The 14,303-nt window shown below is 57.5% G+C and carries 13 protein-coding genes; 4 read left to right on the forward strand and 9 right to left on the reverse strand.

Annotated elements, in window-relative coordinates; translation table 11 throughout:
• Positions 1-28: 28 nt before the first annotated feature.
• Together FS819_RS08815 and FS819_RS08820 are read right to left on the reverse strand one after the other, a co-directional pair.
• On the reverse strand, positions 29-1,525 hold the full coding sequence (locus FS819_RS08815; RefSeq protein ID WP_156551398.1) for a hypothetical protein: 1,497 nt from the start codon (positions 1,523-1,525) through the stop codon (positions 29-31).
• Entirely contained in the window at positions 1,522-4,389 is a 2,868-nt protein-coding gene (locus FS819_RS08820) for a phage tail protein (protein WP_156551397.1), read from the reverse strand. Before FS819_RS08820 ends, FS819_RS08815 begins: the two co-directional genes overlap by 4 nt.
• 207 nt (positions 4,390-4,596) lie before the next feature.
• Between FS819_RS08820 and FS819_RS08825 the strand changes: the two genes are divergently transcribed.
• The gene (locus FS819_RS08825) at positions 4,597-5,007 is read left to right on the forward strand and encodes a hypothetical protein (protein WP_070165011.1); all 411 of its coding nucleotides are present in this window, start codon (positions 4,597-4,599) and stop codon (positions 5,005-5,007) included.
• A 150-nt stretch (positions 5,008-5,157) separates the two neighbouring features.
• Positions 5,158-5,535 (forward strand): hypothetical protein, encoded by a 378-nt coding sequence (locus FS819_RS08830; RefSeq protein ID WP_070165012.1) that lies wholly within the window; start codon positions 5,158-5,160, stop codon positions 5,533-5,535.
• Positions 5,536-5,550: 15 nt separating this feature from the next.
• Here the strand turns inward: FS819_RS08830 and FS819_RS08835 are convergent, their stop codons facing one another.
• Genes FS819_RS08835 through FS819_RS08850 form a run of 4 tightly spaced genes read right to left on the reverse strand, consistent with a single transcriptional unit; the run spans position 5,551 to position 10,025 of the window.
• Positions 5,551-5,982, reverse strand: a complete 432-nt coding sequence (locus FS819_RS08835) for a GNAT family N-acetyltransferase (RefSeq protein WP_156551396.1) — start codon at positions 5,980-5,982, stop codon at positions 5,551-5,553.
• Complete coding sequence (locus FS819_RS08840; RefSeq protein ID WP_156551395.1) at positions 5,975-6,661, reverse strand: hypothetical protein; 687 nt, start codon at positions 6,659-6,661, stop codon at positions 5,975-5,977. Before FS819_RS08840 ends, FS819_RS08835 begins: the two co-directional genes overlap by 8 nt.
• Positions 6,661-7,287 (reverse strand): hypothetical protein, encoded by a 627-nt coding sequence (locus tag FS819_RS08845; RefSeq protein WP_156551394.1) that lies wholly within the window; start codon positions 7,285-7,287, stop codon positions 6,661-6,663. The genes FS819_RS08840 and FS819_RS08845 overlap by 1 nt, the downstream gene beginning before the upstream one ends.
• Positions 7,284-10,025 (reverse strand): tape measure protein, encoded by a 2,742-nt coding sequence (locus FS819_RS08850; RefSeq protein ID WP_156551393.1) that lies wholly within the window; start codon positions 10,023-10,025, stop codon positions 7,284-7,286. Before FS819_RS08850 ends, FS819_RS08845 begins: the two co-directional genes overlap by 4 nt.
• Before the next feature lie 541 nt (positions 10,026-10,566).
• On the opposite strand from FS819_RS08850, the gene FS819_RS08855 reads away from it, so the two are divergent.
• Together FS819_RS08855 and FS819_RS08860 are read left to right on the forward strand one after the other, a co-directional pair.
• The gene (locus FS819_RS08855; protein ID WP_156551392.1) at positions 10,567-11,646 is read left to right on the forward strand and encodes an SAVED domain-containing protein; all 1,080 of its coding nucleotides are present in this window, start codon (positions 10,567-10,569) and stop codon (positions 11,644-11,646) included.
• Positions 11,591-13,039, forward strand: coding sequence for a nucleotide-binding domain-containing protein (locus tag FS819_RS08860; RefSeq protein WP_234624431.1), 1,449 nt, complete (start codon positions 11,591-11,593; stop codon positions 13,037-13,039). Before FS819_RS08855 ends, FS819_RS08860 begins: the two co-directional genes overlap by 56 nt.
• Before the next feature lie 243 nt (positions 13,040-13,282).
• Here FS819_RS08860 and FS819_RS08865 read toward each other — a convergent pair whose 3' ends face one another.
• From FS819_RS08865 to FS819_RS08875, 3 genes are read right to left on the reverse strand one after another with little or no spacing between them, the layout of a single operon-like run.
• Positions 13,283-13,468, reverse strand: a complete 186-nt coding sequence (locus FS819_RS08865) for a hypothetical protein (protein ID WP_156551391.1) — start codon at positions 13,466-13,468, stop codon at positions 13,283-13,285.
• Positions 13,465-13,833 (reverse strand): gene transfer agent family protein, encoded by a 369-nt coding sequence (locus FS819_RS08870; RefSeq protein WP_234624432.1) that lies wholly within the window; start codon positions 13,831-13,833, stop codon positions 13,465-13,467. The genes FS819_RS08865 and FS819_RS08870 overlap by 4 nt, the downstream gene beginning before the upstream one ends.
• A gap of 11 nt (positions 13,834-13,844) precedes the next feature.
• Complete coding sequence (locus FS819_RS08875) at positions 13,845-14,288, reverse strand: phage tail tube protein (RefSeq protein ID WP_156551603.1); 444 nt, start codon at positions 14,286-14,288, stop codon at positions 13,845-13,847.
• Between the last annotated feature and the right edge of the window lie 15 nt (positions 14,289-14,303).

Genomic DNA, 14,303 nt, shown 5'->3' on the forward strand with positions numbered 1-14,303 from the left:
ATGCAAGACATGGGGAGAAAGCCCCGCCTTATGGCAGCGCTACGCCGAAGACGTAGTAGCGAAGGCCAATGATGGCGGCGGCATCGTTGACGGTTTCGGTGCGCACCCCGCCGCCGCTTTGATTGTAGTAAGCGACGTAAAGCGGGTTGCCCCGGAAGGTGTAAAAGGTCGCGCCCGTGTCTGTGTATTGGACATAGCTGGTATCGCCGGTGAAGGTCGGAGACCCCCAGCTGTCATTATAGGTGCGGTATTTTCCGAGCCTTGGCGTGCGCACGAACTTGGTGGTGTTGATGGATAACGAGCCACCCTCAACCGTGCCGCTGCCGTGGACCGTGCACCATTTGATATAGGTGAACATGCCGCTGGCATCATAGCTGATCGTATTGGCCTGATTGCCGGTGGCGATCGACAGATAGCCTTCCTTGACGATTTGCAGGGCTGGCCATCGGTTATCGATGACGATATCGCCAAAGTCCGGCGATGCCCCTGCCCCAGGCCGCAGGAATTGCACCACCTGCTGGCCGTTCTGATCGAATTGCCGCAGCACATTGTTGGCACCGCTGGTGGCACTGGCCGGTGCCTCGGCAAAGACAATCACCCGCGCCCGGCAGGCCCCGTTCGGATTGGAGAACTCGACGGTATTGCCATTGGCCCGAAACGTTGCACCAAACGGCCCATCGTTGGGATGGCACGGAAAATAGATCGGCTGGCCGGAGGCGTAGAAATGGCATTCGATGATCGTGTCGGTGGGCAGCGCCATGCCGCAGTCAAAATAACTCGCTCCCTTTGGAACAGCGATATCGGCGGCGGCAATCACCTTGGCCGGGATCTGCGAGGAACTGAATGCCAGCTGGCTGCCCGTCGCCGTATTCACATCGAAGCCCGGCTTGCTGACCCTGAGATCAGTCGAACTGATGATGATTTGTGGCTGGCCCGACACCGCCGCTTGCGGCGTGCCGTTCTGGATGGGGTTCTCATCGCCCGGCAATTGCCAGACGACCAGCTTGTCGGTGCCTGATAGCCAGATCGAGCTTTCGGTTGGTTTGACCGTTGCCCCAAAATACCCCGTGAAGGTATAGGTGGCATTGGCGGCAGCCCAGCCCATCAGATAGGCCCCGCCGTCGCCGAGCTTCCAGACCTGCGTTCGGTCATTGCTCCCGAAATACATCTCCAGCATCTGCATATGGGTATAAAACCCATTGGCATCGACCCGCTTGCGGTCATAGAGCGGCAGGTCATAGATCAGGCCGGTAAAATAGGACTTCTTAAAGATGTCCTGATAGCCGCCATCGCCATTGCCGGAACTCCACCAGGTCCAGGACGAGGCGGACGGATAGTAGCCACGCGGCGACGTTCCGGTCGCCCCGATGCGGATGGTATTGACTTTGCAGTCTGCCGCCCATTTGGACGAATAGTAAAACTTCGATCTCTCGGCATCCGAGGTGGTTGCCGGATCGAAGGCCCCCTTGGTGATCTTGATGCAGGCCGTGCCGGTATAGTCGAGGCCAATAAGGGTTTTGGTCATGACGAAATCACAATCGTGCCTGCGTTGAGCGAAATCACCATTTTTCCATTCGAGCTGCGGATCTCACCAGCTGTCACCGTGCCGATATTGGCGACATTCATCCGCACCCCAACACCATCGACCACGAACGGATTGTTGAGATTGCCACCGGCAACGACGAGGAATTGTCCGGCTTCGACCACGAACCGGCTGGGCAGGTTCGCGTCATTGGGGACATCGAGATACCAGGCCGCACTGCGCCAGCTTCCATTGCCGCCCTGTCGCGCTTCCGCACCGATCCGGGCATAGCCCGCAGGCCCGCCCATGGCGGACATTCGGAAATTGGCAGTGGAGACATCGCCGCTGGCAGAGGCTGCCGTCAGCGAGGTCAGCGCTGTGGCAATCGATGAGACATTGCCATTGGTGGTGGCGACACTGGCTTGCAGGGTCGAGACGGCGGTGGCGGTATTCTGCAGCCCTGTTTTGGTATCCGCCAGCGAGGCGGTTAGGGTATCGACACGGCTCGACAGGGCCGTATCGGCTGCGGCCAGTGCATCGGCCCGCGATGACAAGCTGGATGACGACGACGCGAGCGAGGCCGACAAGGTATCGATGCGCTTTGAAAGAGCTGTATCGACACTGCCAAGCGCAGTGATCTGCGAGGTAAAGCTGGCCGTGACGCTGTTAAAGCTGGCGGTCAGTGTCTCGACCCGGCTGGCCGTGGCTGCATTGGCTGAGGCCACCACATCAACGGCAAGGCTCCAATCCGCCGTGATGCCATCGGCAACCGCCTTGATCTGCTGGCGCAATTGCTGACGGGCATAAGCCGTTCCCAGATCCAGACCGGCAATGCGCGCATCCAGTTCCTCCACGGTTGCCTGCACATCGCGCAGGCCAGAGCCGATCCAGTCCTGATAGCTGGCGAGATCATCGTCCAGGCCCGACAGGCCGACTGCGCCCTCATACGGATCATAATCGGCCCCAGCCAAAAACCGCACATCATGTGTCAGCACATCGATCCAGTCGCCCCATTCGGTGGTGCGATTGGAATAAGGCACGAACCGGCCCCGCGCCTGATAGAGCGAGGCCGACAGGAACGTGCCGTTCAAGATCCACTCAAACGGGGCGGCATAGGCGGTGGCATTGCTGTCAAACACCACCATCTGGCTTGCCTTCAAGCGCACCTGCACCCAGACATTGGCCACGTCATCCTGATCGGGCGCACAGATCACCTTGATGGATGGGCGCCGGGGATTGCCATTGGCGTCAGAGATCGTCGCCGGTTCGGCCTTCCAGCCGTACATCGGTTGCGCAGCAGGCACCCCGCTGGACACGCTGCCGGTGACGGGTGGCTTATAATCCGTGCCCTGGTTCCAGCTGTAATCGGTCGGATCGACTTCCGTGATATCGAGGACAACATCAAGGTTGGGCTGATCGAGAACACCATCCACCCGAAACCGCTTCTCGACATAGCCATTGCGATTACTGGACGTGGCGACAATGTCCCCCGGCTCCAATGCCCCGAACTTTGGTGGCATCGAAATGGTATGACGGCGGGCGCGGCGCGCTTCCTTCAGGGCCGATTGCATCAGCCGCTGCACCTGGGCAGCGTAAGGCACGAAGTCCAAGCTGACATCCGACAGCAGACGGCGGTTGCCGTCTTCCACCTCGTAATCGCCGTTATAGAGCGGCGGGGCTTCCGTCATATTCCAAGCGTCATCTTGCGATGGATAGGACGCGGAGATCCCGTTGACCGTATCGGACAGACCGAAGAACGGCGCAAAGCTCTGCTCTTCGGTGGACAGAATATCGGCGTCGGTAAAGGTCATGACCGGTTCATCCGACACGCCGATGAATGGCTTATAGGTGCCTCCGATCTCGGCAAGCCGCCCATTGCAAGCGGTCAGCATCGCTTGCGCCGCGTCTTGGATGGCAGCACTGACCTGCACCTCCGCGCCAGAGCGATAGGTGGCCTCCATGCCATCCGCACCTTCGATCAGGGTGCGGCATTTGCCAATCTGGGTAATCCAGTGACTGGCAGGCAAGCGCCGTTCGGTGACGGTCTGGAGGCCATAGAGCCATTGACCGTTCCAGCGAATGCCGCGCATCAGGGCATAGAGCTGGACAACAGGCAGCCGGTCGCCGTCGCCGCCCCAAGTCGAGGCGTCGCTCCAGCGCTGCGTGCCATTGCCACCGACCGAGCTATCCTTGGATGGATCATAAAGCCGCATACCATCCAGCACGAACTTGAAGGATGGGAAACCGGAAAACAGCTCCTGGTTCACACGCGAGGTGGCGATCACATAGGCAACGCCATGGCCGACGCGGGTATTCTCGTAAGGCCGGGCCGTGGACGAGACGCGGTTGACCAGAAAGCTATCCGCTTGGGTCTGCGTGCCGTCGTAAAACTTCAGCCAGAGATAATCGGTGTTGCCCTTGCGGTAATCGAGCACCGGCCAGCCATATTCAGCATGCGGATGGTCAAAATCGATCTCGCAGGCCACGCCATTGACCACCGCAACCAGCAACGATTTGATCGGCGCATCGGCCAGCGCAATGACCTGGGTGAGATAGGCATTCGGCGTCTTACCCGCATTGCCCCAGGTATTGGCATAAACCAGAGAACCAGCCGTGGCCGTCATGCCAAAAATGAGTGAGCGCGGCACGGTGCCACCGGACTGCAATTGCCCATTGACGGCAAAGCTTGCCGTCGAGGCCTTGTTCTTGCCCGCCACAGCCGAGGCCAGATAGTTCAAGCCAACGCCGACCGCCGCCTTCAGCAGTGTCGAGCCGATGATGCCCATACCGCCGATAAAGGTTGAGACCGCGCCAAGTGCCGACGCCACGCCGCTGACAATGGCGGCGATGCCAGAAAAGATTGCCATGGATGGGATACCCTTAGAGGGGTTTATGAACTACGTTTCGGCCAGATCGGCCGTGCGCGGCGGGAGCGATAACCGCCAGGCTCATCAACCGCAGGAGCATCTGGACAAGCGTTCCAACTAGCTCATCTGTACCGGTTGACATTCCGTCTTCTTTCACGCTGAAGTCCGGGTCATAGGTCGGCCAATATTCAACGGATTGAAGATAAAATGAAAACTGTGATCTTAGCCACGTCGATGCTTTTGACTGTTGCGGCACATGCGCAAGCGGCATCCTGCGAGAGTAATTTCCAAGTTACTGGTGTTCCTATGGTCACGGCGCTCAGTTATCGTTCGTGGCAGGAATATCCAAAAGCCAAGGCATCCGTCGTTTTGAAGGAGCTGGCTCAGGCCGTTGCGGCGGAAGGTTTCTCCGGGATTAAGATCAACAAAGATCTGTCGTCCATTGACGCCTTCCAGGAAACGAGTGGCAGTGGCCGGATTCAGACTCTTCGCGTCGTCGCCCGCCAGAAAGGCGCAGGTGTCAGGGTCGATGCTGTGTTTGATATCCAGGCCGGTCAGCTCACCAGCAAGGACGCTGTGCGCTCGAGCATTTGCAAAATTATCGATTCAGGCCGCTGACGGTCTGGTCCCCTCGGTTAGCTGTCTTGCTCATGATGGCTCCGCGTTTTCGGAGGTTGGAGCTGGCGGCAAGCCTGTGCGCTTTGGTTGCCTTCCCATTTTATTGGCAAGCAGTATCAACATCATCATCGGCCTTGTGAGGAAGCCATTATGAAAGCAGTGCTCTTTGCAGTCCTTACCTTAAACACTTTCATGGCCTGTAACGCTTTCGCAAACGATAAAGACGTTAGCCAGCCGACCGATCCCGTCTGGCGCGCCTACACGCAGCAGATCAACCTCATCTGTCCGACAAAGCATCTTGACCTGTTGAGGCCGGCTGATCTGCGTGATGCGCTCGACGCCTATAAAGAGCGGCAGACAGCAACCGATCAAGAACAAATGCTGAAAGCCGAAACTAAGTCCTGCAAAGGCGTAACAGCGGGTGCCACCTGCGACAATTTTGGCGACATCAAACTCGCAAGCCAGACAGGCAAACTTGCCCCACTCGCGCGCGATATCTGCGATCACGTAAGCAAGCAACAGCAATAGAGCCTGTCGCCACCGTCAGATGGGTTTTATAAAATGAGTCTCGGCTGGCGCATAGCCACGCCGGACATAGAGGCTCGACACATCGTTGGTGGTGAGCGCCGCCATGCCGATCGAGGTGCAGCCGAGGGATTTGGCCCATGCCTCATAGGCATCGAGCATGATAAGGCCGGAGCGACCCCGCGCCTGCGGTGCAATGAACCACACCGTTTCCTTGGCCATCAGACCCGCCCCGAATGGATGATCGAAGGCCGAGGCCAGCAAAAGGCCGCAGACCACGCCATCGCGTTCCAGCAGCAATGCGCAGGCCATGGGATTGTCGAGGTGCAGGCGATACAGCGCATCGGCCCGCGCCGCCTCGAACCGGAAGGCATAGCCCGCCGCTGCATGACTGTCCCGCAGCAAGGCGATGACGGCAAGCCGGTCGGATATCGTGCCGGGCCTAACCATTTCTCGCCAACGCCTTGGCCAGGAAATCCGCCATGCTGGTTGCCTTCGTGGTGGTGATCTTGCCCTGCGTCTGTCCCCAGAACAGTTCCCAATCGCCAACCACCGCCGTATCCTGATAGAAATTATCGTTGGAGCTGCGCAGCTTCTGGCTGGCATCCGACCGAGTGTCGGGATTGGACCGGGTGATTTCCTGCATATGGGAGGCGCAGGTCAGTGTCACCGCACCGGTATCGCCTTCGGCTGGGGTCTTGATCTCTATCGTGTCGATAAAGCCCAGGAACCGCAGTTCTGCCGGAGACACCAGCTTGCGGGTTTGCGGGGAAAACAGGCCGCGATAGATTTCCACGCGGGCCTGTTTGCAATCGTAGAGCCGCACCGCTTGCGCCACCATGTCGTCAATCTGGGACATGGTGATGGTGACGTTTTGCGCCTCCAGCGTCGAAACCAATGGGATTTCTGTGATGCTGATCAGCGTGCCGGAGCCGTAAAAGCTCCTGACATCAGCATTGCCGGTGTCAGGATGCACGACCTCGGCAGAGACATTGCCGACATCCGACCAGAATCCGACAGCAGCCGGGTTTCCGCTGGTCCGGTCGCGCGCAATAATCCAGAGAAAATCACGCGCCACCAATTGCCGCGCCGCAAGCGCGTTGGTGATTGCAGCAGGATATAAGCGCATCAGCGCACCTCAATACCTTGGAAAGACACAGAGCCGCGCCCGGTGGACGCATCGGCTTCAGAGGAAATCGACCCCGGCACGATCATCATCGTGCAGGATGGCCGCAGCAGCGTGACAGCAGACCCCGAAGCGGTCCCCGGCCACAAATGCGGGCGAAGCTCGAACGGCCCGGCGATACCGGATCCATTGGCAACCGCACCCTCGACAACACGGTAAAGCCCACTGCCTGCGATCTGGATCATATCGCCAACCGAGACCAGATAACCGGCACCCAGCCCGGAGATCGTCACACTCTTATTGTCACCGCCGATAGCCGACAGCACCACGCCATTGTCCGGCACGGGCTTGCCGGTCGGATAGGCAATGGGTCGGGACCGCGAAAGCGAATATCCCCGGAAGTATTGCAGCCCGCCTTCCAGCACCTCGATCCGCGCCCGCCAGACGTCGAGGTCATTCGGCTTCAACTCCTTCGTCTGATAGGCCGCCGACCATAACGGCGACCCCAGATCCTTGGTGTAAGTCACCCCGCCAGCGGTGCGTGATTGCTCTTGCCGAAACAGCGGTTCGAACTTGGTGGTCCAACCGGGAAAATTCGCGAGCAGGTCAATGGGATAGACGATGGTCATATCTTCACACCCCTTGCCCGCGCATCGCGCACCGCAGTCACGATTTGAGCTGGCAAGGTCTTTTGCAGCTTGTTCATCGCCTGCTCTTGTCGTGCCACAGCCTCAACAGACGCCCCACGATTGTCGATCACCGGATTAATGCTGATCTGCACCGAGCTGGATTTGCTGGACGCCGCCCGGGACAGATCGGGCATGCGCGGCGCACTTGGCCCGACATAGCCGCCGCTGGAATAGCCCTTCAGCCGCTTGCGCATGGCGTCCAGGCCAGCAGGCCCGCCAGCCTTTCGAACGGCATCGGCATCAAAGACATATTCGCCTTTATGCACGACACCGGCAGGCTCATATTTGCCCCCCGCCCCGGTATAGCCGCCATCAGCAAAGCCAATCGCCTTGGCAAATCCGGTCAACCAGCCACCACTACCGGTCGCGGACGATCCGCCGAGCAGGCCGTCGAAGGCACTGTTCAAGGCCAACTCGCCCAGCTTTTTGAGAACGCCGGACAGGGCATCGCTAAAGCTTTCCGCCCCCATGATCACATCCGAGAACGCGGATTTGGCGGTATCGTAGAACTCTTGTGCTGCCTGTTGCGACCGTTGCTGGGCGTCCTCGACCTTGCGCAGAATATCGGCCTGCTCGGCATAGGCTTCGGATGCCGCTTTGATCTTGGCGACCTGTTCCGGCGTCAGCTGGACCGTGCGCCAGTTCTCATCATTGTTGCGCCGGGCCTCTTCACGAACATCCTGGAGCGCCTGCTGTTCGAGATCGAGCGCCATGCGGCGCTTTTCCTGTTCACGGTAGGATTGCCCAACCGCCGCCTGTTCTTCGACCAGTGCCGCCGTGCGATCCCGGATCGACTGGATATCCATATCCAGCCGGTCATCTGCCGTCGCTCTCGGCACCCTGGTCTTTTTGTCGGACGAACTGGACCGCTGATTGTCGGCCACCACATTCGACTGTGCCAGCTTGCGGATCTGATCGTCAGGCAGAGTGCCGCCGTTCTTTTGCAGATCGGCCTTGATCTTGGTGATCTCTTTCTCGACCGCCAGCTGATCCTTCGACAGCGTGTTTTGCCGCTGGGCTTCATTGGCATAGGCCTTGCCGATCCGAAGCATCTCCTCGCCCTGTTGGCGCGACTTCGAATACTGACCATAGCCCGATGCGACCTTCGGATCGATGGTCGAGACATCGCCAAGCTGCTTTTGCAAAAGCGCCGTTGCGGCAACCGCCTCTTTCAGCCTGTCGAGCAACGGTGCGAGCTGATCGGCGAGTTTCTGGAATTTGGGGTTGGAATTGGCGAGCGCATAGAGTGCATCGCTGGCACCGGCTGCGGTGACCTTGCCCTCCTTCAAACCATCGCGCAGATCCGAAAGCGACTTCAGCTGGTCCTCAGTGATAAGGCGGCGTGGCGCGTTGTCGATGATCTGGGTGAAGAGATCGAGCACGGCTGTCTTTGCCGCATCAATCTGGGCTTTCCCTTCTTCGACGCCACCTGAAAGCGCGTTGCGGGTTCGCTCGTTGATCGAGTTAGCCGCCCCTTCGACGCTGGTTGCCGCCTCCTTGGCGCGCTCCTGCACCTGGGCGAGCGCCTGCGCATAGGTCTTTGCCGCCTGACTGGCTTCTGCCGACGACGAGGAAAACAGCGCAAGCGCACCGACCACTGTTCCACCGATGATCAGACCAAGCGGACCGGCTGCCGCGCCGATGCCGCTGATGGCGGTCGCAATACCGGCCATGGACGATGCAGCCCGAAGCGCCGCAATCAGCCGCGTGACGGCAGCTGTGGCCAGGCCAAGATTGGCAATCATCAAAGCAATCGACCGGCCAACCAGGGCAGCCGCAATCACCGAGGCGAGCTTCAGGACGACATCGGCCGTATGCTCGAAATTATCCGCCAGAGCATTCAATCCAGCCACCAGGCGCTGGGACGCGCCGAGGCTCTCGTCTGTCTGACCGATATAGCGGGTGAAAGCGTTGTTCACCTTGGTTACGCCCTGTTCAATCGTCTGGGTGGCATTCGCTGCCATCCCCTGAATGGTCGGCAAACCCTTCAGAAACGACTGGAAGAAGTCCCGATTGGACACGGCCCCATCGTTGACCAATTGTTTGAGCTTGCTGACAGAACCGCCCGCAGCGCTGAGACCATTGGCAACCGCAATCAGGATCGGCCTCGCCCCTTCGTTGACCGAATTGAATTCTTCGGCCTGGACGCGGGTCGAGCCGAGAAGCTGGCCGAGCTGCGTCAGCGCGCCCTGCGCTTCGGTGGCAGACTTGCCCTCGATCTTCAAAGCCGTGCCGACACCATCGGTGAATTTGAGCAGATCGGCCTGAGACGCACCAAGCGCATCGCCGGATTGCGCCGCCTTGCCGAACAGATCAGCCATGGCACCAATGGGCGCTGCATTGCGCTGGGCCGAGTTGTAAATCTGGTCGAGGACCGCGACCTGACTGACGCCCACGACGCCGGCCACCGCCAGGCTGTTCTTGGCGCTGGTCCAGGCGTCGGCATAATGAATGACGGAATCCACCGTCAGTGCGGCTGAGATCCCTGCAAGCGGTGCGATCAGGCCCCGCGCCATGGACGTGCCGAGTGCTGAGAACCGGCCATCCATTTTCTTCAGGCGGTTCTCGATAGCGCGGGCCTGCGAATTGGTCACATTCGCGGCCTTCTGCATCTCGCGCTGATAGCCTTTAATGTCAGCCGAAAGCTGCACGACGAGCTTTTCCAAGTCGGTTGCCATGGGTGCCTCATAATAGGGAAAATGGGGGTGGGTCAGACAGCGGGCGAAATGATGCCGTAAGGCGGCAGGCAACTACCCGTAGGGAGCACCCAAGGCCAGTTGGATCAGCCCCAACTTCGCCGGAAATGCACCTCCTAGCCGGACACCGAGCGGATCACGCTGGCATCCCAGAAGCGAAGACGCACAGACTTAGCTAAGATGCAGTTTTGTGTGAACGGGGATAATTGGCTCGCGTCACGGATTATTTTTGTCAGGCTGCTCGAGCGCCCTTAGATCTGGCACGAGCTGTGGGACAAACGGCATGCATTTGCGCCAAAAAGCGTGGATAAACCCCACGGAAACCGCTGCGGTTCACCAGATCATCTCATCCATACTCGAGTTTGTGTGGTCGCTTCAAAAGTTTTTAGCTTTTAAATGGGTCTTTCACCTCAACGCATCGAGTTGTTAGCCGCGCATCTCCCTATTTTAGGTATTGCTTCTTTGGATTGTAATGTTAGCTTGAATAAATCAAACAGCATTATCCCCGAAAGCCTCTTCTTCAATGTTCAAGTTTATCCGGCCGCAATTTACTCGGAGCAAGACTGATACCGAGCTTCCTGGAGATTTCTACAAGAAATCTGGTAAATTAATTATTGTTGTAGGGCTTGCGATTATCGCACCGGGGCCAGTCGACGCCATACTTTCTTTTGTAAACAATAAACTCCATCTTGGGCTTTCTTTGGATGCACCCTGGTGGATCGGGCTGGTGGTAATGGTGATTGGGGTCGCCCTTTTAGTTCTCGGGTACGTAGTTGACCGAGAAGGGACGCACAAAGGTCAATTTGTTGCCATCCGCCATCAATCATTTCAGCCTCTTGCAGGAACACTTCCTAAAGAAGCACTGCCCACCAGGATGCGCAGACGCAGCATTCAATCATATGACTGTGAATTGTCGGCCTTGATGACCGGGAGCCATGTGAATCCTAAGGCGGCGGTTATACAGCAACAAAACTTAGCCACGCACATCGCCGGTATTAGGCGCAGTGATCCTAATGCTGCTCTCGGGTACTACGGCATTGTACATATCCCACTGCAGTTCCTAGCTGGCTGCAGCATTTCTTCCTATCCAGAGGTCGTGTTATTCGAGCACGATCGCAGCAATGGCAGTTGGGTGGAACTCAAGGGTGGTAACGGACCTATGCTTAATCCGGAGGTCATCCGGTCTTTAGATCCGGCTGCCCCGACTGCAGCCGTAATCCGTATTGAGGTGAGCTACTGTGTAGCCCCGGCCGAAATAGCGAAAATCATCCCTCCTGAGTACAGGGAATATAGGTTAGCTATCGCCCAGCCCGGCATTGATAAGATCACCCACTACGGCCAGGTAGAGGCAATCTGCGTACTATTCCGGACGATCCTTGATGAGATCCAGAATGATCTCGGCAATAATGTTTCGGTCCACGTGTTCTATGCAGGCCCCGTGAGCCTGGGGTTCAGTTTGGGGCGGCGCATCAGTCGCACGATCCACACTCGCGTGTTTGTTTATAACTACACCGCTCAGAGTAACCCCGCCTATTCGTGGGGAATCGATGTCACCAGAGACGCCCCTGCTGAAGCCATGGTCGTTACCCCGCAACTTATTTGAGCAATGGATCTTTATGTGGATGTATGACATTACGGCAGATCTCCAGATCTTCTATGATCAGCATGTTCGACTGGGTAATGATCGGCGGGAAGATCTCGCTGCAAAACGCGACCTTAATCTAACACGCTTGAACAGCGGCCTTGATGATCTGGCAGCTGAGTCCGGCCGCGCTCGCCCTCACCCATCTGGATGGTACAACCAGGGCAGTTACGCGATGCACACGCTTAATCAGGATCCCGCCGGCGAGAATGATTTCGACATCGACGTAGGCCTGATGTTCAACAAAGATGATTTACCGGCAGATCCTCTGGCCGCACGTCAACGTGTTGCTGATGCTCTAGCAAAACGATGCACCAATTTCACACAAGCACCTACGGCAAAGAAGAACGCAGTTCGGGTTGCCTATGCAGACGGCTATCACATTGATTTTGCCGTCTATCGTACCTACAACGACGCCTTCGGAATTCCACAAATAGAGCATGCAAGTACATCTTGGAAACCCCGGGATCCGATGGCCATCAATAACTGGTTTAAAAAATGTGTAACCGAGAAGAGCCCCAAAGCTCTTCCCTCATTGGGATTCTACCCCCAAGTGAAGGACGGACAATTCCGGAGAATTGTAAGATTCCTGAAATGGTTTTCCCGCTCACGCCCGTCATGGAGCCTGCCAGGCGGCCTCATCATCTCGGCGCTGGTAGCCGAAGTATACGTGAGCAACGACACTAGAGATGACAGGGCGTTATACGACACCATTCAAGCCCTCGCCTTTCGTCTGAATACACACACAAAAGTCTACAACCCAATATCGGGAACGGAATTTACCGAGAACACTGAGATCCAAAATCAGGTGAACCGGCTTAAGACCCAAATCAATCTGGCTGTTAGCAAACTTGCCCCGCTCTTCAACCAACAAAGCTGCTCACGTGAGAAAGCTCGCGTTGCTTGGGACTGGGTCTTCAATCATCCGTTTTGGGCCGATGCCGAAAAGGTTGAGAAAGCGGCTCTGGACGAAAGTGGTGGCGCTCTGGCTTTGCCGTTCTATGCAAAGATCATGTGTGAGTTGGCTGGCAAGCGAGGCGGGATTACCTATAGAATCTACCCCAGTGGCTCAGGAGTCCTACAAAAAAACGTCCATCTGAAGTTTACGCTCATCGAAACGAACGTACCGCAACCATTTCTGATTAACTGGGAGGTTCGTAACAAGGGCGATGAGGCTGAACAAGAAGAGGCGCTTACACATTCAACAGGACCAGGTGAAGCTTATACCTATTGGACAAGCACAGCCTATAAAGGCAATCACCAGCTGAATTGTAGAATCATCAAAGATGGAAAGGTCGTGGCTCAGTGCGTTCATGTTGTTAGAATCGCGCCCGGCAGATGGCAGCGACCGTAGTCGTTTCGGCACATCAATTTAATCTCTGCAACATCAGTAGCTGCCACGCGCGAACATGGAGGCAAAACGACGAAAGGAGCCGAGCGCGAGGTCCAAGGTGAGTTTTCGATTCTACCCCTGCATAACTGAAATGAATGTCCGCTGCTTTCCTTGGAAGTCCCGCAGCCCTCTAGCACACCACACTTCGCATGCTTCTAGATAAAACCCTCCTTGTCCGTTAATGCAATTTCGCTCCTCTCAACATCACCGACCTATAAACTCCCACAACTCATCCCGTTCCCTCTCCGACAGCGCATTTTCCTCTTCCGGGACATTGGCCTTCATCCAGCCATCGACCGCCGCAAAGAACTGGAACATGGACATGGCGCGGACGGCTTGGGGGCTGAAGCCCATGGCCGCGCCATTGCCGTAGATGGCGGCAAATCTCAACTTTCCGTTGGGAAGGTCGTCGAGGGCATTGCCCCCTCCAGATTTGCCGCGTCTGGCTCCCCCGGTTTTTCATCCGGTGCGCCGACAATGCCGGCTGTCAGGATCGCCTGGGCGAAGAGCAGATTTTCAGCGGGCGGGCGGGCCTCAACCCATTTGCGCACCAGAGTAAGCGCCTCGACCGGGGTCTTGCCACCGCCGATCAGCCCGAAGCGGATCACATGGGAGATGTCCCCGACGCGCCAGGTGCTGGTCTGGAGCCGGTCGAGGATCACATACGGCCCGGCATCGCAGGCCTCCTGCAATCCTTCCAACTCACCCCAGCCGAGGCGGAAGGTGTAATCCCCATCCGCCCAGGTCAATGTCAACTCGGCATTCCTCATTTCTGGGCAACCACGCGGGTCATCTTGCCGTCGCTCTGCATCGAGATGCTGGCCGTGGCGCGTTTGCCGTTGTCGCCAGCACCTTCGAACTTCTCGACATGCATGCGGCCCGTCCAGGTGATGGTCTTGGCCGGGAATTCCCATTCGACCTTGACCGGAATGCTGTCAATGTCTTCCCAGGCATCGAGCCATGTCTCGACGCTTTCCTGCGCCAACACCCCCTCGCCTGAGATCGACATGGAAAGCGACGAGGCATCACGGCCAATCCAATCGACGGTATCGGGATCATCGCAGTCAGGGATAGAGCTTTCTTCCAGGCCCTTGTCGAGCGAAACTGACCGCTGGGTAAAGCCGCAAGGCGCGGAATAGACTGTTGGGGTGGCGGAATTTCCGAGCAGAACACGGATCTTCCCGCCACGCATGGTGGTTGCTTGTGCCATGATGGCCTCCTGATT

The organism is Allorhizobium sp. Av2, assembly GCF_021462805.2.
In the GTDB taxonomy this organism is placed as follows: domain Bacteria; phylum Pseudomonadota; class Alphaproteobacteria; order Rhizobiales; family Rhizobiaceae; genus Allorhizobium; species Allorhizobium vitis_G.

Excerpts from the sequence above, each read along its gene's own strand:
- FS819_RS08845 (WP_156551394.1), bottom strand. The coding sequence starts at position 7,287 with ATGACCATCGTCTATCCCATTGACCTGCTCGCGAATTTTCCCGGTTGG.
- FS819_RS08860 (WP_234624431.1), top strand. The coding sequence starts at position 11,591 with ATGTCACCAGAGACGCCCCTGCTGAAGCCATGGTCGTTACCCCGCAAC.
- FS819_RS08825 (WP_070165011.1), top strand. The coding sequence starts at position 4,597 with ATGAAAACTGTGATCTTAGCCACGTCGATGCTTTTGACTGTTGCGGCA.
- FS819_RS08855 (WP_156551392.1), top strand. The coding sequence starts at position 10,567 with ATGTTCAAGTTTATCCGGCCGCAATTTACTCGGAGCAAGACTGATACC.
- FS819_RS08850 (WP_156551393.1), bottom strand. The coding sequence starts at position 10,025 with ATGGCAACCGACTTGGAAAAGCTCGTCGTGCAGCTTTCGGCTGACATT.
- FS819_RS08820 (WP_156551397.1), bottom strand. The coding sequence starts at position 4,389 with ATGGCAATCTTTTCTGGCATCGCCGCCATTGTCAGCGGCGTGGCGTCG.
- FS819_RS08840 (WP_156551395.1), bottom strand. The coding sequence starts at position 6,661 with ATGCGCTTATATCCTGCTGCAATCACCAACGCGCTTGCGGCGCGGCAA.
- FS819_RS08830 (WP_070165012.1), top strand. The coding sequence starts at position 5,158 with ATGAAAGCAGTGCTCTTTGCAGTCCTTACCTTAAACACTTTCATGGCC.
- FS819_RS08815 (WP_156551398.1), bottom strand. The coding sequence starts at position 1,525 with ATGACCAAAACCCTTATTGGCCTCGACTATACCGGCACGGCCTGCATC.
- FS819_RS08875 (WP_156551603.1), bottom strand. The coding sequence starts at position 14,288 with ATGGCACAAGCAACCACCATGCGTGGCGGGAAGATCCGTGTTCTGCTC.
- FS819_RS08835 (WP_156551396.1), bottom strand. The coding sequence starts at position 5,982 with ATGGTTAGGCCCGGCACGATATCCGACCGGCTTGCCGTCATCGCCTTG.